Genomic DNA, 19,685 nt, shown 5'->3' with positions numbered 1-19,685 from the left:
CGCATCGCGTAGTGCCTGGTCCGATTGCGCGCCAGATACACCGCCTTGTTCCTGACCGTGCCTTCGTCGCGAATCTTCAGCCGCAGGGCATCGAAATACACGATCGGGTACATCGCCTCGAGCGGGCGTTGCTGCCATTGCTCAACTTCAGCCAGCACTTCATCGGTGACGGTGGAAATCAGGTCGGGCGAGACTTGCAGCCCGTACAACTCCAGCAAATGGCCCTGGATCTCGCGCACGCTCATGCCGCGCGCGTACATGCTGATGACGTGGTCGTCGAATCCCGGCAGCCGACGTTGATACTTGCCAATCAGTTGCGGCTCGAACGTCGCCTGACGGTCACGCGCAATATCGAGGTGCAGCTCGCCATTGGGCGTGATGACCGTCTTCGAACTGGTGCCGTTACGGTGGTTGCCGCTCTTGCCTTGCCCGCCCTCGGTTTCCAGGTGATGCGTCAGTTCGGCCGCCAGCATGCGCTCGGCCAGGCTCTTCTTCAGTTGCCCGGCCAGGCCCGATTCGCCGAGGATCGACTCGGCATCCTTGTTCTGCACCTGCGCCAGCAGTTGATCGATCAGCTCATCGGGGAACAGCTTCGGCGCCTTCAGGTTGTTGCTTTTCTTGATCACTGTTGTGTCGGTCATAGGACGTTATTTCCGTTATCGTCTCATGACCTCGACACACTAAATTTCTGAGAGGCTCCAATTTTATGTTCGCGGTCTCCGACAGCGGTGGTGAGCGAGCCGCCGCAATGTACAGCCTGATCGGCTCGTGCAAATTGAACAACGTCAATCCACGCCTACCTGGAATACGTGGTTACGAACATTGCAGATCACCAGGCCAACCGCATCGACGAACTGTTGCCTTGGAACGTCGCGAAGCATCTGCTCCCATCTACACCTACCTCGCTTTGATCCCTTCTGCTAGCGGCACGCTGTGTCTGCCGTGCTCTTCAACGCTTGTCTAGAGGTTTCTCAACGGCCCTCACGCGACGCACACAATCCACCACCAGGTTTGTGATCTGATGTTCGTCCAGACAGCGGTGCAGCCAGAAGCCGTCACGCCCGGCTTCGTAACAGCTCCGCACCGGAGCATCGGCCGCCAGATGACATCGTGACTCGCGGTCCCACCCGGCTCATCGCGCCCCGCTTGGGTTTGCAGGTTCCCATGGGGCGGCTACCGAAGTGCTGTACGGATTGAATGCGTCGCAACACTCCAGTCATCAACGTTGTCAGCTCCACGGGAGCAGCGGACTTTTTCTGATCACGTCGTCATGGCGCTCGATCTCCGCATACCGGGATCACAGAATGAACCCGGTATTGACAAATTTGGAGTCGCGGTCAATAACAATTGCTTCCAACAGCGCCTTGCTGTTGTCCGTCTGTTTGGCAGCAACCATAGAACGGATCGAGAAGGCCCGTAGTGCGTCTGTCACAGACAATGTGCCTTCTGCCGAATCTTTCCGTCCGGCAAACGGAAACACATCTGGACCACGTTGACACTGGCAATTGAGGTTCACTCGGCACACCTGATTGACGAGTGGATCGACCAGCGCGCCGATCTGGGTCGGATCTGAACCGAAAATACTGACCTGCTGGCCGTGATCGGAAGCCGTCACGTACTCAAGTGCGGTTTCGACGTCATCGAACGGCGCCACCGGAATGATCGGACCGAACTGCTCCTCCCGGTACAGCATCATGCCCTCGCTGACCGGATAAACCACTGCCGGATAGAATAGCGTCTTGCAGAAAACTCCACCTGAGTTGTTGACCACGCCTGCGCCTTTGGCTTTGGCATCGTCGATGGCCTCGGTCATGTAGGCGGTGCGGTGCATGCCTGGCAATGGTGTGATACTGACGCCGTGTTCCCATGGCATGCCCACCTTCAGCTTCGCCAGTTCCTCAGTGAAGCGCTTCAGGAACAGCTCGACGATCGACCGGTGCACCAGCAGCATCTTCAATGCCGTGCAGCGCTGGCCATTAAACGACAACGCCCCGAGCAGGCACTCCTTCACGGTCAATTCAAGATCCGCGTCGGGCAAAATGATGGCGGCATTCTTCGCATCGAGACCGAGGATGGCACGCAGCCGATGCGACTTCGGATGCTGTTTCTTCAGATGGTCCGCCACCTTGCTCGAACCGATCAGCGCCAGTACGTTGATCTTGCCGGACGCGAGCATGTGCGGCACGACAACCGCACCAGGTGCGTAAATCGTGTTGATCACGCCTTTAGGAAACGCGTCGCGGAACGCCTCGAGCAACGGATAGAACAGCAACGTGCCGTATTGCGGCGGCTTGAATACCACCGTGTTGCCCATCAGCAGTGCAGGAATCAGCGTCGCGAAAGTCTCGTTCAGAGGATAGTTGTACGGGCCCATGCACAGCACGACACCTAGCGGTGTGCGCCGGATCAGACCAATGGTGCCCTCCGCGATCACAAAGCGCGAGTTGCTGTTGTCCAGGTCCTTGAGTGCATCGATTGTGGCGAGCATGTAGGTGACTGTGCGGTCGAACTCCTTCTGAGAGTCAGTGAGACTCTTTCCGATCTCCCACATGATCAGATTCACGATCTGAGCGCGCTGCGCAACCATGCGCTTGATGAAGTCCTGCATGCAGCCAATACGCTGGGCCACGGTCATTGTCGGCCACTCGCCGCGGCCCGCGTCGTAGGCACGCACGGCGGCGTCGAGTGCCGCGTCGCTCTCCAACTCGCCCATCACAGGGTAGCTACCGATTGCGAGTTGCTGTACCTCGCCGTCGGGTTGCCTCACGCAAACCGGCGACAGCACGGTTTTGCACGTGCCGACCCACGGTCTGAGCTCGCCGTCCACGAGCGACACACGCTGATGGATCGGTGAGGACAAACGGGCTTCTACCGGCACCTCGTCGGTGGACGGAAACAATTTCTGCAGACTTTCAAAATCGATCGTTGACATGGATTTTTCTCCGTGCGCCTGGCATCGCATCCTGTCTCACACGCATGTGATCCGGATCGTAAAGAAGGAGAGCGGGTGTCCAGGGAATATTGAAATGGCACTTTCAGGGCAAATTCCGGGCGGCGTTCTGCCAAAAATCGTCAGCTAGCTTCTCCAATGGCACAACATTTCCCAAAATCGCGTCGCCCTGATTATTGAGTCAAGACCTCAAACCGGTAGGCGATTTCGACAGGCTCGCCTGGTTCGATCACGACGGCGGTCGGCACGCCACGCTCATTGATGGGGTTCACGGACAACGCGGCGCGGCAGCCGAGTTCAAAAGCACTGGCAACTGGCTCGACGCCAAGACACAGGTTCCTGCTATTCCAGGGACTATGGCTGCGGCCGCGATTGCTGATCCACAACAGCAGGGATGGAAGTACAGCGGCGTCCCAACTGAGCCGATACGCGACCTGCGATTCGTCATCGGTCAGAACGACAGATCCGTCAGTACCACAAAGCTGGACGATTTCTTCGGTATCGTGGGCGAATGGAAAACGATCAAACGCACCCGTGCCGCCCGTGCGCAGTGGCACCTTGTCAAGCTCATTGAAAATCGCGCCAGGATCCGCGCGCGACACGCCGGGTTCGGGGCCGCCTGGGTGAACGACACCAAACTGGAACGTGCCCGGTTGGATCTGAAATGCACCAGCGACCGACGGCAGCGCCAGATTGGGATGCAGACCGATCGGACGGCGCGTTCTTTTGCGCGCCTGAACCTTCAACACGAAATCGATCGCGGGCCCATCGGGGTCGGCGCGGATCACCCGTACTACGCGGGCGATCGACGAAGCAGGCGGATACTCGAGCGCGACCTGGATTTCCAGTTCCGTCTGTCGCAGGAGAGTCCAGTCGCCCGTACACGCGTAACCGTGAAGCAGATCGTCGCTCGCATCGAGCGGGTAATCGTGTTCGCGGACCGGCGTCGCAAGGCTCTGCTGCCAGCTTTCCACGACGGTCTCGGCAGCCCAGGGAGTGCCGAAAGGCACACACGGAAATTCGCTTCTCATATGCCCGAGCAATCCTTGCGGATGGGCTGAGGCGTCGCCGATCCATGGCGCCTCGTAAAACGGCTGCAGTTGCCGCTTGCCTCGCACAAGCGTCACGTCGCTGAGCATCCCGCCTTTTGCATGAACATCAAGATGGCCATGGGGCCATTCAAGGTGCCAGACTGTATCCATGATTGTGGTTCGCTTAACAGATCAGCTGGACATAAGAGTCGTCACTGAAGATTTTGAGTGCGTTGATCGATGCAGTAGGCGCATCGGGGCGTCACGAGTGCGACACCGTCGTGCCTGCGCACCTTAAACTCAAGGGCGGGCTGACCGCGGGTTTGCTTGGCGCTCAGTTTTCTTCCTCCTGCCAACAGGTGCTGTGCCGCGCAAGCAGCGCGCTTGCCGCGGCCGGGCCCCAGGTGCCGGCTGCGTAAGGTTTCGGGGGGTTGTCCTGGCTTGCCCAGTCAGCGAGGATCGGCGCAACCCATCGCCATGCGGCCTCCTGCTCGTCACGCCTTACGAAGAGTGCGAGCCGTCCCGCGATCACATCGAGCAGCAGGCGCTCGTACGCCTCCATCCGCTCCTGCTGGAAGAACTGGTCAAATGCGAGGTCGAGATGCACGCCTTGCAGCGTCATGCCAGTCCCTGGCTGCTTGGCGAGCGCGCTGAGCCGGATCGATTCGTTCGGCTGCAGCCGGATCGTCAGCCGGTTCGAGCCCGGGCGTAATGCCATCGGGCCCAAAGCCGAGTGAGGTACGGGCCGGAAGTTGATGACGATCTCTGCCAGGCGGCCCGCGAGCCGTTTGCCGGTGCGCAGGAAGAACGGCACGCCGGACCAGCGCCAGTTTTCGACCTCGACCTTCAGGGCGACGAACGTTTCTGTCGTGCTGTGCTCACCGACACCCGCTTCGGCCTGGTAAGCCGGCACCGATACCCCCTTGATGGCACCGGCGTGATACTGGCCACGCACGACACTCTGCCGGATCTGCTCGCTCGTGACCGGTTTGAGCGCGCGCAACACGCGCAGTTTCTCGTCTCGCACCGCGTCTGCATCCATGGAGTGAGGCGGTTCCATGGCGATGATGGCGAGCAACTGCAGCAGGTGGTTCTGCACCATATCGCGCAGCGCGCCAGTCTGGTCGTAGAAGTTGCCGCGGCCTTCGACGCCCAGTTCTTCGGCGACCGTAATCTGGATGCTCTCGACCCAGTCGCGACGCCACAATGGTTCGAACAGCGAGTTGCCGAATCGCAGCGCGAGCAGGTTCTGGACCGCTTCCTTTCCCAGGTAGTGGTCGATCCGGTAGATCTGGTCTTCTGCGAAGATCTGGCCCACCGCATCGTTGATCGCATTGGACGATTCGAGATCGTAGCCGAGCGGCTTCTCCAGCACTACGCGCGAGCCTACGGTCAGTCCGGCCGACGCGAGAGCGCGGCAGATCGGCACGAACAGTGCAGGCCCGGTCGCCAGATAGAAAATCCGCCGGCTGCGCCCTGTCGCAAGCGCTTCGCGTAACAGGGAGAACGAATCGGGCTGACTCGCATCGAGCGCGACATACGTAATGCGTTCGAGAAAGCCTTCCCACACAGCGGGATCGATCGCCGTTCCGGGCAGGTGGGGTTTGACATGCTCCTCGACCCATTTCAGATAGCCGCCATGATCGAGGGCTGTCTGTGCAACGGAGACGATCCTGCCGTCCGGTGCGAGCATGTCGTCGCGGTGCGCGGCGTAGAGTGCGGGCAGGATCTTACGCATCGCCAGATCACCCGTGCCGCCGAACAGGACGAATGCGAATCCGTCGTGCTCGGGTGGGCTGTTCCGTGGAGTTCTCATGGTATTCAATTGTGGGAATTGATAAACGGGCCTGACGAGCCGGTCAGGGTCGCCACTTCGTCCGTGGTGGGTGCGTAGGCGCCCTGCTGTGCACACGCCACGGCTGCACAAGCCGCCGAGAACCGCAGATGGGATGCCTGCGGCGCATCCGGCCGGCTAATCAGGCTCGCGATCCATCCGCCTACGCAGGCGTCGCCACAGCCGACGGTGTCGACGACCTGTGCGGCGAACGCCGGCTGGAAAAGCTCCTCGTCCGAGGTGAGCAACGCCATGCCTGCTGCGCCGCGTGTCACAAGAATGTCGGCAGTGGGCGCCCACGAGCGAAGTTTGGCAAGTGCCTGGGCTTCATCCAGTTCCGGGAACAGGCCTCGCAGATCCTCGTCCGATACCTTGATATAGCTGGCCAGTTCCGCCATGCGGCGCAGCGTAGGGCGGTAGCCGGGGCTCGCCATCAGATCCCGGTAGTTCGGATCGAACGAGATCCGCTTGCCGGCGGCGTGCGCGGCTTGCGCGATATCCAGCAGATGCTCCGCGAGTGGATCACGTACCAGGCTAAGCGAACCGAAGTGCACGATCTTCGCAGCCTCCAGCCACCCGGACGGCAATGCGTTGGCGTCAAAAGCCAGGTCGGCGCTGTTGTCGCCGATAAAAAAATATTGCGGCGGATGTTTCGATACGACCATGGCAAGGAGCGGCGGCCGCTCCACCTGTCTGGTGAAACGCATGTCGAGTCCGGCCTGCGCACTCTGTACCATCAGTTTGTCGCCAAACGTGTCATGGCTGACGGTGCCCGCGAAGCCGGTAGGCACGCCCAGCCGTGCGCCCACGCGGGCGACGTTCCAGCACGAGCCGCCCGACGCGCTACGCCAGTGCTGATCGTCTTCACGGATAAAGTCGGTCAGCGCCTCGCCGAATACGACCAGTTCAGGAAGATTCATGGTCGCTCCGATCTCCGATTGCCGGATCAGCCTTCTTCATCCGCCGTTGCCTGAAGCGCTCGATCAGACCGTTGGTGGAGCTGTCGTGAGTACTTGCCGCGCTTGACTCGCTGATTTCGCTCTCAATCACCACGGCCAGTTTCTTGCCGAGTTCGACTCCCCATTGGTCAAAAGAATTGATGTTCCAGATGATCCCCTGCACGAATACCTTGTGCTCGTACAGCGCGAGGAGGGCGCCAAGTGCCGCGGGCTCAAGGCTGTCCATGCAGATCGTGTTGGTTGGGCGATTGCCGTCGAAGCTGCGGTGCGGTGCCCCCGCCACCTGCAACCCGTTCATCAGCGCTTCGGTTTGCGCAAAGCAATTGGCCAGCAGGACGTCATGGTGAACATCCAGCGCACGCTGCGGCTGCATGCAAGCGATGAAGTCTGCCGGGATCAGGGCGGTTCCCTGATGCAACAATTGAAAAAAGGCGTGCTGACCGTTGGTCCCGGGCTCTCCCCAGATGACCGGTCCTGTCCCATAATCGACACGCTTGCCCGACAAGGTGACGGACTTCCCATTGCTCTCCATGTCGAGTTGCTGCAGGTAGGCTGGAAGGCGGTGCAAATAGCGGTCGTATGGGGCAATCAGCTGGCTGTTCGCGCCAAAAAAATTCGTGTACCAGATGCCAATCATGCCGAGCAGGACGGGGAGGTTCTGTTCGAGCGGCGCCTCGGCAAAGTGCCGGTCCATTGCATGTGCGCCGCCCAGCAGCGCCTCGAATCCGTCCATGCCGATCTGCAGCGCAATAGGCAGCCCGATCGCGGACCACAACGAATACCGGCCGCCGACCCAGTCCCAGAATTCGAACATGTTGCTGAGATCGATGCCGAATGCTGCAACCGCGTCAGCGTTGGTCGAAACCGCGACGAAGTGTTTTGCGACGGCTGATTCGGGCGCGCCGCTGCTCAGTAGCCAGTTGCGCGCGGTGCGTGCGTTGAGCAGAGTCTCCCGGGTCGTGAAAGTCTTCGATGAAATCACGAAGAGCGTCGTCTCCAGATCGACGCTCGGCAGCACTTCGGCAATGTCGGCGCCATCGACATTGGAGACGAAGTGCGTCGTCGGCCCCTTGTCGCCATAAGGCTTCAAAGCTTCGCAGACCATGCGCGGACCGAGATCCGAGCCGCCGATGCCGATATTGACTACATCGGTGATCGCGTGCCCCGTGTAGCCGCGCCACTTGCCTTCACGGACGGCGTCGGTAAAGCGCCGCATTTTAGCGAGGACTGCGAACACGTCCGGAATCACGTCCTTCCCGTCCACGATAATCGGCTTCCCGCTTCGCTCGCGCAGTGCGACGTGCAGCACCGGCCGGTTCTCGGTGGTGTTGATGCGCTCACCCGCAAACATGGCGCGTCGCCGATCTTCCACACCGGCCTGGCGCGAGAGCGCGCCGAGCAGGCCCAGCGTTTCAGTCGTGATCAGGTTCTTCGAGTAGTCGACGAAGATGCCGGCCGCCTCCATCGAGAACCGCTCGAAACGTCTGTCGTCCTGCGCGAAGAGCCCGGAGATCGAGGTGTGCGCCATGTGGTCGCGATGGTCTGCGAGAGCCCGCCATGCGGGCGACTGAGTGAGATGTGACATGATGATCCGGCGTGTAATTGACGGGTTGAACTTAGTGCGACGACCAGCCCTTGTAGCTGTTGACGTTGTCACGCGTCACGAGCGTGGAGGGCAGCAGGATCATCGTGTTGGCCGGCTTCTTGCCGTTCATGAGCCCGTATCCGACCGTGACGGCCGTTTGCGCCATAGACCACGGATCCTGGCTCGCGGAGGCCTGAACCAGCGTGTCGGTTTTCAGCGCGGTTTCGATGTCCGGTGCGCCGTCGACGGACGTAATGAAGAGGTTCTTGCGGTTCAACTGCTTGGCCGCCAGATCGCTGCCCACCGCCTGCGGGTCGTTGATTGCGAAGACGGCATCGACTTTCGGGAAGCGCGTCAGATAGCCCTGCATCGCATTCATACCGCCTTCGCGGGACCCTTTGGCATCCTGATCATCAGACAGCACCTTCAGTTCGGGATGCTTCGCGAAAACCGACTTGCAGCCCTTCACGCGGTCGACCACCGCCGACACCGGCGGCCCGTTTTCGATGATGACATTGCCCTTGCCATTGAGTTTTTTGGCGATGTAGTCGCACGAGATTTCGCCGGCCTGCACGTTGTTGGTCTGCACCGTGGCGTCGGCGCCGGCGGCGGCCACATCCACGGCTACGACCACGATGCCGGCGGCTTGAGCCTTCTTCACAGCAGGCTCGATAGCCTTCGGGTCGGCTGCGTTGAGCAGGATCATGTCGACGTGAGCGGCGATGAAGTTGTCGATTTGCGTGAACTGCTTGTTCATGTCGTAATCAGCCGACACTGCGGTGACATTCACGCCGGGATTGATCTGCTTGGCCTTGGCCTCAGCGCCTTTGACGATCGTGACGAAGTAGGGGTTGCCAAGCGAGCCGACGGTGATGCCAATCGCCTTGAGCGGCTTGTCGGCGGCGTTCGCCGCGGGCAGCGTGAGGCTGAGACCCATCGCAAGGGCAGTGCTGGCGATAGCAATTTTCTGCTTGAACATTTTCGTTGTCTCCAAGGTGGTCCGTTGGGTGAGTGGGGCGCAAGGGGACCGGTTTGCGCCCATGGGTTTGTGAGGCAAGTAGGAACGGCGTATGAAGGCGTAGTTCAGGTGCGAGCTGATCCGCGTTGACGGAAGCGGTCGAGCGCTACAGCGCCGATGATGACGAGGCCCTTGATGATGTATTGCCAGACGTCGGATACGCCGAGCAAAACCAGCCCATTGGTCAGGACAGCGATGATCAGCGCGCCAACCAGCGTGCCGACGATCGAGCCCACACCGCCGACGAAGCTGGTGCCGCCGAGAATCACTGCGGCAATCGCGTCCAGTTCGTACGACTGACCCATCTGCAGACCGTTCGCCGCATACAGGCGGGCCGCCGACATCACTGCGCCGAGGCCGGCAAGCAGACCTGACATGGCATAGACGAACATCTCGATGCCCCACACCTTGATACCGGAGAGGCGCGCGGCTTCGCGGTTGCCACCGACCGAATAGATGCGCAGTCCAAGGACGGTGCGGCGCAGGATGAACCAGGAGACCACGACCACTGCGCCGGCGATCACCACGAGCCACGGGACGCCGAGGATCGCGCCGTTGCCGATGAAGGCGAACGACAGTTGGGGATTGAAGACGGTCGTGTCGTGGCCTAGCAGCCGGGCAACGCCGCGCACCGCAGTCAGCGCGCCGAGCGTGACGATAAAGGGCGGCAGTCTGAGTAACGCTATCAGCGCACCGTTGATCAGGCCGAAGCCGATCCCGACGGCAAGCGCGGTTGGGATGCCGAGCCAGCCCCAACCCGGAATGTTCGATGCCAGCAAGGCCGTCACTGCGGCGGCCGACAGCACCGAGCCGACTGACAGATCGATCCCGCCCGTCAGAATGACGAAGGTCATCCCGGCGGCCAGCACGATGTTGATTGACGCCTGCTGCGTGACAATCGACAGGTTCTGCAGACTGAAAAAGCTGTCGGTGCCTAGACCGAAGCCGATGCACAGCAGCACGAGCACGGGCAGCATGCCTGCCGTTCGCATCAGGGACTGCATGCGTTCGCGGTGTTCGATAAGCGATTGCCGTTGCGCCTGCGTGGGTGCCTTAGGGGCCGGCACTGGGTCGGCGTCGTGGTGTTTGGTGGTGTTGCTCATGTCGTCCTCCTGGATACTCGAGATCCTGTCTCTTATAGAAATCAGGCCGCTTCGCCCAGCGCGGGACGAGAGCCCGTGGCCAGCGCGATGATGGTTTCCTGAACAATCGGCGTGCCGGTATGGCCCCCGAGTTCACCCGCAAATTCGCCTTCGCGCATCACCAGCACGCGGTCGGCCACACCGATGATTTCCGGCAACTCGCTCGATATGACGATGATGCCCACACCCGTGCGCGCGAGTTCGTTGATGATCCGGTAGATCTCGGACTTCGCGCCGATGTCTACGCCACGCGTCGGCTCGTCGAGAATGAGGACGCGCGGTTTGGTCTCGAGCAGGCGCGACAGCAGGACTTTCTGCTGGTTGCCGCCGGACAGCGCACCCGCGTTGACCTTGGAGTTCGGCACGCGGATGGATAGGGCGGCGATTGCATCGCTCGCGCGGGAAGCTCCGCGTGCCAGATCGAGTACCCCGAGCCGGGCGTCCCGGTTGCAGACGGCGACGTTGATGTTGTCGCGCACGCTCATGTCGAGGAAGAGACCTTGGCCCTTGCGGTCCTCGGTGAGGTAGACGAGGCCCGCGTCGATGGCATCGCGCGGCGTGCGCAGCGCGAGTACCTTGCCGTCCACCGACACTTCTCCGCGCGCACGCGGTTCCGCGCCGAAGATGAGCCGGGCCAGTTCGGTGCGGCCCGCGCCGACGAGGCCCGCGATGCCGAGCACCTCGCCCGCGTGGAGATCGAGGCTGCAGCCACGTACGCGTCCCGTGTCGGCGACGTTGCGCACCGACAGCACGACCTTGCCCGGATCGTAGGGCGCGTGCTGTTTCTTGTAGAAGCCGGAGATGTCGCGACCCACCATCATTTTTACGAGGCTCTCGGCAGAGAGCTGCTCGCGCACCAGCGTGCCGACATACGTGCCGTCGCGCAGCACGGAAACGCGATCGGAAAGTTCATAGATCTCAGCCATCCGATGGCTGATGTAGATGATCGCGAGGCCTTCGGCGCGCAACTGGCGGATCAGATCGAAGAGGCGGTCCGTTTCGCGTGATGACAACGGCGTGGTCGGCTCATCCATCACGAGGATACGGGCGCGGGTGTGCACGGCCCGTGCGATCTCGACGAGTTGCCGCTCGGCGATCGACAAATCGCCCACCAGGGTGTGCGGTTTGAAGGCTGCGCCGAGGCGCTTGAGCACGGCTTCGCAGGCGCGCTCCATTCCCGGGCGATCGACGACGCCCCAACGGCCGCCCTTGCGCAATTCGCGCCCCGCATGAATGTTTTCGGCGACCGACAGATTGGGCGCGAGGCTTAATTCCTGGTAAATGACCGCCACACCCAGTGCTCTCGCCGCGAGTGGGCCGTTAATGACCTCGGCCTTGCCGTCGATAAGAATCTGTCCGCCTGAGTCGGCCTGATAAGCGCCCGAGAGGATTTTCATCAGGGTGGACTTACCCGCGCCGTTTTCGCCCATTAGCGAATGCACTTCGCCTGGGTACACGGTGAGATGCACGTTGTCGAGTGCGCGCACACCGGGGAAGGTTTTGCTAATGCCGCGCATCTCCAGCAGCGCGGGCCGGCATTCAGAACTGGACATGGGTCACCTCCTGGGGTGTAGTACCCGCGCCTTTGAGAATTCCTGTGCGCGGCGAAAAGTTGAAGAACATGGGCAGCGTCGCCGCGCCGAGCGCGCCAGCGTCCGGCCCAAAGGTACCTTGGACCAGCTCCGGGGTGCCACGCGCCTCCGGCGCAGCCGCGACCATGGCGGTGCGCAGACGCGTCATCAGCGTACTGAGCAGGCCGCAGTCGACGTCAGCGTCAAGAATGACCACCGCAACGTCGAGCACGCACAGCATCGAGCGCAGGGCGGGGGCAAGCGCATCGATGCAATCGTCGATCCATTCATTGACGGCTGGCAGATCGCGCGCCAGGCAGGCTTCGAGGTCCGCCCGCTTTTCAATCGATTCGCCGCTGTAGCGCAGATGCCGTGCGAGCGCGTTGAGGGACGCGCGTGAAAGCAGGATGTCCCATTGCCCGCTGGGCTGGAGCGCTGACGGCAGGCGGCTAGGTGGAACCGGCATGACGCCGATGTCGCCCGCATTGCCGCTCACGCCGCGCAGACAGTCGCCGTCGACGGCGATGCCGCCGCCGATCGCCGGCCCGACAAACAGGTAGAGGAAATCGTCCGATTGCCGCCCGTAGCCGTAGAACAACTCCGCGATGGCCGCAGCGTTGCCGTCGTTCTCGCTGAACACGGGCAGCGACACGGCCCGCCCCAGCTCGCCCGCGAAGTCCACTCCGTCCCAGGCACGGAACGTGTCAGCCGGCAGGCCAAGCTCGCGCAGCCAGCTGCCCAGGTTGTACGGCTGGGCAACGCCGACGCCGGCCAGCCGTTCGCGCTCGTGTGGCGTGAGCATCTGAAGGATTTTCTGAATATCGTCGTGCACGATTTCGAGCACTTTTGCAGGATGAGGCAACACCATGTCGTGTGCGCGCCTAGCCAGCATCTCTCCGGCAAAACTCACCAGCACCGTCTCCATGCTGGTGCGGTCGAGCCGCACGCCGATGCCGAAGGCGCCGCGCGGGTGCAGGCGGATCAGCGAAGCGGGCTGGCCCCGCTGGCCTTCCAGGCGGCGGCCGGTGAATTCGATCAGTCCTGCCTCGCCGAGTGACGCGATGATGCTGCCCACCGCGGTGTTCGTCAGGTTCGCCTGGCGGGCCAGGTCGGCTTTTGAGGCGGGCTCTGTGCGACGTAGCGCCTGCAAGAGGAGGCGCTCGTTGTAACGCCGCACATTCGCCGAATTGCTGCCTTGACCGATATGAGGACTTCTCACGCTGCTCCTCCGATGGATACTGCAGTGACGACTAATTAAATCAAGTTGATTTATTTAATACCATCGCAGACGGGCCGTCAGCCAGGGGAACCCCTGGATGGGGCGAGACTAGGCGCTCCTCGGACTGGGCAGGGAGAAATGACCTAACGCGACTGGGCAGGGAGACAGCTTTTGAGGTGGTGCGAAGGACGTGGCCAGCTCTCTTGTATGGAATCCATGGAAGTTCCGCCGGAGACCGAACAGCGCCGGCCCCGCTCTGTCGAGGAGAAACTTGCGACCGCGCGTGTGACCTTCGAGCCCGGAGCGGCCGTCTCTGGAGTTGCCCGTCGTCATCAGGTGAATGCGAATCGGATGTTCGCGGCGCAAGCTGTGTCAGGACGGAAGTCCGTCAGCAGTGTGCGCCGGCGAGCAGGCGGAACTGGCATCCGACGTGGCCAAAGCGATGAAGCGACCGCGCGGAAGCAGGAGGAAAACTTTCCCGCAGGGACATATGCGATGGACACTGCGTATTTCGGTCGGTTGTGTCGCGATAAGAATGGCAGGACGAGGCACCTCCTAGATGATCAGGATTGCTTATATAATCAGCGAATAGAATTGATCGGCAACAGTCCGCTGGATACCAGCGTCTTTCATCTGCCCTTTCCTGATCATATGCATTACTTCGACACCTGACAGGATGACGCGGGCGCAGCGAAAATTCTTGAAGCCCATCATCGGCTTGATGATACGTTTGATCGCGCGATGGTCCTGTTCGACAATGTTGTTCAGATACTTGATCTGCCGGATCTTGATGGGCGTCTGCCGTTCGCCGTTGATGGCTTGCAGGGCGGCCAGATTGGCACCGCTCTTATCCACGGTGATGGTCTGCGGCTCGCCGTTCCGCTCGATCGCCTTCTCGAAATAGCGACGGGCGGCAGCCTTGTCGCGATGGGCTCGAAGTAGGAAATCGACGGTATTTCCGGCCTTGTCCACCGCGCGGTACAGATACTTCCACTGGCCGCTCACCTTGAGTGGAGTAAGAGACAGGGCGTAGTCGAACTATTTCCCTGCCTCTCCTCCCCGAACCGGACGTGCGCCTCTCAGCGCATCCGGCTCTCCGCTGAAGTGTCGTTCCAATCGAAGGCGACACCGCTCCACCGTGCCGCCCGTTTGCTTTGTATTTCACTGATTATCGAAGGTCTTCACCTCACTACAGTCAGCTAATCAACCAGGCAAACCACTTCAACTGCCTCCCTTCGCCATGTAGCCGGCTTTCCCGACCTCGGACTACTACGGAGGCTCCGCCAGCTTGCACATCATCGGGGGCACACTCCCTTAACAGCTGTGCAAGCCTTCCCCAGTTCACATGCTGGACTCAAGCGCACGGGCGAGGCTGCCTGTCGCAGTCTTTATCCTTGCTTGCCGCAAGTCGTCGCGAATACCACGGCCTAGCTGCGCGCTCTCCATGGCTCCCTGCTAATGGCCCTACATATCCAGTCAGCATTCGCGTTGCCGGGCCGTACATATGATTGGCAACAATCCGCGTCCTGCCTGTTAAGCGGTGTAGGCAGGGGTGACGATTCAACCCTCAGATGCGTTCAAACAGGTTCGTGTTCCTCAACCGTCCCATGCTCAGCCTGGAGGCTCATCTTGGCGTAACCGCTTCGCCGCAAGCCCCGTTTCCCACGGACTTCGTCACCTTGCCAGTGTCGACAAGTCACCGCCGCTTCGGCTCACTTTCTCTCGCAGCAGAGAAAGGGCATAACCCGGTACCGCAACGACAACTTCTCCGGATTTTGCATTCCAAACATGCTCAAGCAACTTCGCCCCCGTGTGGGCGGGCTACGTTGGCTGGGCGTACTATAGGTCTCATCCATCCTCCAGCTCTTGCCGACCGGTCGCTTGTGTTGGCGAAACGCTTTTTCGAATAACGGCACGAGCTTGATGACCCAGCGGTGAACCGTCGAATGGTCCACCTCGACACCGCGTTCTGCCATCATTTCCTCAAGGTTTCGCAGGCTCAGCGAGTATGCCACGTACCACCGCACGCACAACAGCATCACATCCAGTGGATAGTGCAGTCGCTTCAGCACCGTGGCGATGCCAGGGAGCAACGTCTTGCGCGGCGTCTTCGTCGTTTTGGCCATCGTGGTCGTCAGCAATTTCCGTCCGCCAAATTTTAGCTCAACGTCTTGTTGCGACAGAGCCCCTGTGCGTAGAAGTGCTTCTGGACCGACGGATGCCGCAAGATATTGGACAAAGAGTCCAAGCCTACCTGGAGGATGGTGCCCGCGAGGTCATCGTCATCGGCCAACGCGGCGAACTGCAGTTATATGGGGCTCGCGGGCCACTTCGAGAATCGGCGCTCGGCATATCTTTGTCGCTCGAGCCAACGTACTTCGATGCGTAGCGCCGTCTTCCACTGAATACGTGGCCGAAACTTAGCTATCACTTTACCTCGGTGGCAAGTAGCACGTACGCTGCTTGCAGCGCGTTTTTCCGATGCCAATTCAACGGCTGAAAGTTGGCTGGTTGTTTGGCAGTGGGCGCCCTCAGTGGACGACACGCAGGCATTGAACAACGTCGTTGATTTCCGCGGGCTGTTCTTCACTGGCGCTGCCTTGGTAATTGCAGATTCCGCGCATCTTGCAAATCGTCTGCCACACCCACGGAACGTCGCCTCGGTCCATCGCCTTACATGAGCCCGTAATTATTTCGTCCGGCAATTTTTTAGGGTCGACGTTTGACCGATCACCCGACGCCAAAAGGCTGTGATCTCCCGTCTGCATGCAGACTCGCACGCGGCGTCGAAAGGCTGGTCGTGTACTCTATATTGATTACGCTGCTTCGGCCGCCCAATGATCAGCATTGCGCCATCATTACGGAGGACGCCATGAAATTTCTCAGCGGCTCGGCCACAGACGCCGACCACGTGAAGGCGGACGTAGAAGTATCGCAGCAGCGGACGCTCCTGAAATTCGCTGATGGCACATTCGCAGTTAGGGAGAACAAATACAAGACCATAGCCAATCCCTACCTGGAGTTCGGGCCTCAAAAAACATTCACTGTGTCCATCCATGGGCACTCATATGGCGACGTCAGCGATTCCACCACGGCGAACTACCTCCTGTTCCGAAATAGCAGCCTCATGCTGCCTAACACCTGTATTGAATGTGCCGAACACACGCTCAAGTGCATTCATGCAAACGCTCACTCCGCGGCGCGCATTGAAGATAACACCGGCGCACGCGTCTTGATGTCCATCGGCAACACCTCGGCAGACATCGACGTTGATGACATGAACAACGAGGCCTTCGACGCATTCCCACATGGCATAACAAACGCTGCAGATGCCACGTTGGAGGGTTTCGCACCTGGCGATGGAATGGCTCTCGTGTATTCGCTAAACCCGGCGCAACGGGGAAACCAATGGACCGTCCATGCCGTGGCCGTGCTGCTGAAGTCAGTCTACGTCTGGGACCGCTTCATAGTGGTGACTGAGATGTTCGCGCCGGACCACGGGAGTGATGTGGAGATGAAAAATGACTGGTCCTTGTCGTGTTACCTTGACGCGCAGGACTTCAAAGACACGTATTCGTATTTGATGAAGCCGGCGAAGTATACGCTGTGGAAACTCAGCGCAATGCCTCGCTGATGCGTGCGGCCGGATCAACGTCGATAAACGTCGTCGCCTGCAATCCGGTCGAAGAATCGCTGTTCAGGGGTTCTGTCGCGCTAACGCACTGCGCTAGAATTCGCATTTCCCCATGAATCACGAGCGAGATGGCCAAGACGAAAAAGACCCCGCGTGCGACGTTGCCTGCGGGTATCGGCAAGGTTCTCAAGCGCCTGCACTATCCGTTGGACGTGATCCCGCTGTGTGTTCGCTGGTACGTGGCGTACTCGCTGAGCCTGCGCAATCTCGACGGAGCGGGGAATTGAAGTCGATCACTCGAGTGTGCGCCGCTGGGTCATCAAGCTCGTCCCGCTGTTTGAACGGGCTACATCGACGAGATCGACTCAGCCCTTCATGAAACAATTGGCGCTCTGCACTTCCGGGCGGCGGAGACCATTGCTCGAAAAACGGTGAAGTCAATCAATGAAACATCACATTGTCGGGCGTTATCGCGGATTCGTTATCGAAGCGCAGATGGAGCCGCGAACGGCCCGTTTGTCCGATGGAATCGCGCTGACATATCGCGTCACGTGGTCGTACGAAGGCATGGTCGTACAGTCGCTGAGCCACGCGCGCAGCTTGCTGAACGGTCAGGCAGCCAGGCGGCCTATCCCAATTTCCGGACGGCGCTGGCCCGGCGGAAACACGTGCCATGTGCCGTCGGCATGGCGAAAGAAGAAGAGTGAAAACGTCCCGGTCGGCCGATCGATTTGAATGCACACGCGGCATGTTCCACCCGAGCGGGAGCGGTCCAGCAGACGCACGCACGCCTCGCGGCCCCGCGTCGGGCCAACGAGTTTTTCGACCTCAGAACGCAGTGATCTGTTGCCCGCCATGATTTTCCCTTCGATATACGATGAATCGATGCTATGGAGATCGGTGCGTGCGTCCAATCGGCGCCGGCGGAATGTCGTCTCAGGAAACGCTGGTTTCAGCCGTCAGGACTTCCTGACTCAGAACCGGCATCCAGAACTGCATTTAAGGATTTTTGCCCCTCGGCGGGGCCTTTTCTAATTGGGTGCGCTGGAGGCCTTCATGCGACGCGTTCGTACCCAGCCCGCGATGCTCAAAGATCGAGAACCAGCTCCGCGGATTTCGCACGCGACACGCAAACCATGATCTGCGTTTCTTTCTCGTCGTCGCGCAGCACGAGGTCCCGGTGATCCACCTCCCCTGAGCACAACGCTGTCTTGCACGAGCCGCAGGTGCCGCTTTCGCACGAACTCGGCACGCGCACGTTGGCGTCGCGCAGCACCTCGAGGATCGAACGATTGGCGGGAATGTCGAACGACGTGCCGCTGCGCGAAAGCCGCACAGTGAACGGCGTGCTTTCGCGCGCATCCGCATTGCTTGCACCGAAGCTCTCGAAGTGCACCGTGCCCGACGGCCAGTGGCCGGTCATGTCGCGTACGGTGTCCATCAGCGCCTGCGGGCCGCAGCAGTACACGTGTTGCGCCGACTTCGACCTCTCGAATACGGGCCAGAAGTCGAATGCTTTCGACGGCTCGCCGTGATCGTGATGAATCTTCACGTCCGAACGCCATTCATCGCTGGTCAGTTCATCGAAGAACGCCGTGCCTTCCGGATCGCGGGTGAGGTAGTGCAGCTTGAACGAGCGCAGGCCTTCCGCCCGCAACTGCCGCGCCATCGACAGCATGGGCGTAATACCGATGCCGCCCGCGACGAGAACGAATGACTTTGCGCGCTCATCGAGGGGAAACTCGTTGCGGGGCAAAGAGACGTCCACGGCGTCGCCCTCTGCCGTATCGTCGATGAAGCTTATCGAACCGCCGCGTCCGTTGCCGTCACGCTTGACCGCGATGACGTAGCGATTGCGCTCCTGCGAGTCATTGCACAGCGAATAACTGCGTCGCGAACCGTTGGGCACCACGACGGTCAAGTTCGCGCCCGCCTCGAACGGCGGCAACGGCGCGCCTTGCGGGTCGGTCAGTTCAAAGCGCCAGATGTCGCGGGCGATCTTCTCCTTGCCAGCAATCTTCAGACGAAGAAAAGCGTCTTCCAGTGGGGGCGTCATGTCTGTCTTATATGGACGCCTCCCGGTTTGCCAGGTGATATTCGGTGTGTGACGGACAGGATGAGGTTGCAGACTTATATCCGGCCTGTGGTGCGGATGGTGATCCGCTGGCCCTGATGGAATCTGCCGGGGAAGTCCTCATCTCCTGCGAGTCCTCGAAGGACAAGACAGAATTCAGGTTTGCTTCCCCGCGGTCCGACCTGTTTCGCCATCACATGTATATCAACCTGCGCAACCTATTAGCGACCACGTCTCCATAGTTAGTTGATCTTCTACGCAGCGTGAGCCACGTAACCAGACTGGTACGTTCGAGCGTGGGCAAGCAGCGCCCAGATCGTGCGTGCCGTTTTGTTTGCGAGCGCGACGACCACTACATTGAACGGTCGTCGCGCGAGCAAACGTTGCAGCGCGTCGCTCAGGTGCTTCGGATGCGAGAGCACTGCGCGCGCGCCGTGAATCAGCAAGGTACGCAAGTACACGTCGCCTCTTTTGCTGATGCCCAGCAGCTTGACGCGACCTCCCGTGCCGCTTTGCCGTGGCACCAGACCGAGGAACGCGGCGAACTCGCGCCCGGAGCGAAACGTACTCGCCTCGCCGATGGTGGCAATGGCGGCAGTCGCCGTGAGCAGGCCCACACCCGGAATGGCGGCGAGCCGCGTGGCCCCTTCATCCTGACGCAACCATGC

13 protein-coding genes and 6 pseudogenes are annotated in these 19,685 nt (G+C 60.6%); 4 read left to right on the top strand and 15 right to left on the bottom strand.

The genetic code is table 11. The features are described from left to right. Positions 1-29 precede the first annotated feature (29 nt). Positions 30-641, bottom strand: a pseudogene (locus HWY30_RS35245) (IS256 family transposase); the annotation flags it as partial. A gap of 59 nt (positions 642-700) precedes the next feature. Here HWY30_RS35245 and HWY30_RS35240 point away from each other — a divergent pair. Further along, positions 701-911 (top strand): annotated as a pseudogene (locus tag HWY30_RS35240) (transposase domain-containing protein); the annotation flags it as partial. Positions 912-997: 86 nt separating this feature from the next. On the opposite strand, the pseudogene HWY30_RS43160 reads toward HWY30_RS35240, so the two are convergent. Beyond that, positions 998-1,117 (bottom strand): annotated as a pseudogene (locus HWY30_RS43160) (IS110 family RNA-guided transposase); the annotation flags it as partial. Between the two features lie 180 nt (positions 1,118-1,297). After that, complete coding sequence (locus HWY30_RS35235) at positions 1,298-2,932, bottom strand: NADP-dependent glyceraldehyde-3-phosphate dehydrogenase (RefSeq protein WP_090812416.1); 1,635 nt, start codon at positions 2,930-2,932, stop codon at positions 1,298-1,300. Between the two features lie 194 nt (positions 2,933-3,126). Here HWY30_RS35235 and HWY30_RS35230 point away from each other — a divergent pair, with 194 nt between their 5' ends. Then, a complete protein-coding gene (locus HWY30_RS35230; protein WP_167368854.1) occupies positions 3,127-4,011 on the top strand; it encodes a hypothetical protein in 885 nt (294 codons plus the stop codon). 304 nt (positions 4,012-4,315) lie between these two features. Here the strand turns inward: HWY30_RS35230 and zwf are convergent, their stop codons facing one another. The 9 genes and pseudogenes from zwf to HWY30_RS35185 form a co-directional block, all read right to left on the bottom strand. After that, positions 4,316-5,797, bottom strand: a complete 1,482-nt coding sequence (gene zwf, locus HWY30_RS35225) for a glucose-6-phosphate dehydrogenase (protein WP_090812414.1) — start codon at positions 5,795-5,797, stop codon at positions 4,316-4,318. 5 nt (positions 5,798-5,802) lie between these two features. Then, on the bottom strand, positions 5,803-6,735 hold the full coding sequence (locus HWY30_RS35220) for a carbohydrate kinase family protein (protein ID WP_090812413.1): 933 nt from the start codon (positions 6,733-6,735) through the stop codon (positions 5,803-5,805). Beyond that, entirely contained in the window at positions 6,722-8,359 is a 1,638-nt protein-coding gene (gene pgi / locus HWY30_RS35215; protein ID WP_090812412.1) for a glucose-6-phosphate isomerase, read from the bottom strand. The genes HWY30_RS35220 and pgi overlap by 14 nt, the downstream gene beginning before the upstream one ends. 31 nt (positions 8,360-8,390) lie before the next feature. Next, a complete protein-coding gene (locus HWY30_RS35210) occupies positions 8,391-9,338 on the bottom strand; it encodes an ABC transporter substrate-binding protein (protein ID WP_090812411.1) in 948 nt (315 codons plus the stop codon). Between the two features lie 104 nt (positions 9,339-9,442). Beyond that, positions 9,443-10,480 carry an ABC transporter permease subunit gene (locus tag HWY30_RS35205; protein ID WP_090812410.1) on the bottom strand — a complete coding sequence of 346 codons (1,038 nt, stop codon included), beginning with the start codon at positions 10,478-10,480 and terminating at the stop codon, positions 9,443-9,445. A 41-nt stretch (positions 10,481-10,521) separates the two neighbouring features. Further along, positions 10,522-12,072 carry a sugar ABC transporter ATP-binding protein gene (locus HWY30_RS35200; protein ID WP_090812409.1) on the bottom strand — a complete coding sequence of 517 codons (1,551 nt, stop codon included), beginning with the start codon at positions 12,070-12,072 and terminating at the stop codon, positions 10,522-10,524. After that, complete coding sequence (locus HWY30_RS35195; RefSeq protein ID WP_090812408.1) at positions 12,059-13,309, bottom strand: ROK family transcriptional regulator; 1,251 nt, start codon at positions 13,307-13,309, stop codon at positions 12,059-12,061. Before HWY30_RS35195 ends, HWY30_RS35200 begins: the two co-directional genes overlap by 14 nt. A 573-nt stretch (positions 13,310-13,882) precedes the next feature. After that, positions 13,883-14,326, bottom strand: a pseudogene (locus HWY30_RS35190) (IS6 family transposase); the annotation flags it as partial. An 824-nt stretch (positions 14,327-15,150) separates the two neighbouring features. Further along, positions 15,151-15,435: pseudogene (locus tag HWY30_RS35185) on the bottom strand (IS6 family transposase); the annotation flags it as partial. 746 nt (positions 15,436-16,181) lie between these two features. Here HWY30_RS35185 and HWY30_RS35180 point away from each other — a divergent pair. Continuing rightward, positions 16,182-16,943: a hypothetical protein gene (locus HWY30_RS35180; RefSeq protein ID WP_143037347.1), complete on the top strand. Its 762-nt coding sequence runs from the start codon at positions 16,182-16,184 to the stop codon at positions 16,941-16,943. A gap of 128 nt (positions 16,944-17,071) precedes the next feature. Further along, positions 17,072-17,291: pseudogene (locus HWY30_RS35175) on the top strand (IS6 family transposase); the annotation flags it as partial. A gap of 263 nt (positions 17,292-17,554) precedes the next feature. Here the strand turns inward: HWY30_RS35175 and HWY30_RS35170 are convergent. From HWY30_RS35170 to HWY30_RS35160, 3 genes are all read right to left on the bottom strand, one after another. After that, complete coding sequence (locus HWY30_RS35170; protein WP_090812631.1) at positions 17,555-17,800, bottom strand: hypothetical protein; 246 nt, start codon at positions 17,798-17,800, stop codon at positions 17,555-17,557. Positions 17,801-18,030: 230 nt separating this feature from the next. After that, complete coding sequence (locus HWY30_RS35165; RefSeq protein ID WP_176079002.1) at positions 18,031-18,999, bottom strand: PDR/VanB family oxidoreductase; 969 nt, start codon at positions 18,997-18,999, stop codon at positions 18,031-18,033. A gap of 272 nt (positions 19,000-19,271) precedes the next feature. Beyond that, the coding region (locus HWY30_RS35160) for a transposase (protein WP_176079001.1) at positions 19,272-19,685 on the bottom strand (414 nt) is incomplete at its 5' end.

It is taken from the genome of Paraburkholderia tuberum STM678, from assembly GCF_902833905.1.
In the GTDB taxonomy this organism is placed as follows: domain Bacteria; phylum Pseudomonadota; class Gammaproteobacteria; order Burkholderiales; family Burkholderiaceae; genus Paraburkholderia; species Paraburkholderia tuberum.
This window is presented reverse-complemented; position numbering and strand designations above follow the sequence as displayed.

Bases quoted from the DNA above. Each gene is read 5' to 3' on its own strand.
- HWY30_RS35170 (WP_090812631.1), bottom strand. From the start codon at position 17,800: ATGGCGGGCAACAGATCACTGCGTTCTGAGGTCGAAAAACTCGTTGGC.
- HWY30_RS35210 (WP_090812411.1), bottom strand. From the start codon at position 9,338: ATGTTCAAGCAGAAAATTGCTATCGCCAGCACTGCCCTTGCGATGGGT.
- HWY30_RS35235 (WP_090812416.1), bottom strand. From the start codon at position 2,932: ATGTCAACGATCGATTTTGAAAGTCTGCAGAAATTGTTTCCGTCCACC.
- HWY30_RS35180 (WP_143037347.1), top strand. From the start codon at position 16,182: ATGAAATTTCTCAGCGGCTCGGCCACAGACGCCGACCACGTGAAGGCG.
- pgi (WP_090812412.1), bottom strand. From the start codon at position 8,359: ATGTCACATCTCACTCAGTCGCCCGCATGGCGGGCTCTCGCAGACCAT.
- zwf (WP_090812414.1), bottom strand. From the start codon at position 5,797: ATGAGAACTCCACGGAACAGCCCACCCGAGCACGACGGATTCGCATTC.
- HWY30_RS35200 (WP_090812409.1), bottom strand. From the start codon at position 12,072: ATGTCCAGTTCTGAATGCCGGCCCGCGCTGCTGGAGATGCGCGGCATT.
- HWY30_RS35205 (WP_090812410.1), bottom strand. From the start codon at position 10,480: ATGAGCAACACCACCAAACACCACGACGCCGACCCAGTGCCGGCCCCT.
- HWY30_RS35165 (WP_176079002.1), bottom strand. From the start codon at position 18,999: ATGACGCCCCCACTGGAAGACGCTTTTCTTCGTCTGAAGATTGCTGGC.
- HWY30_RS35220 (WP_090812413.1), bottom strand. From the start codon at position 6,735: ATGAATCTTCCTGAACTGGTCGTATTCGGCGAGGCGCTGACCGACTTT.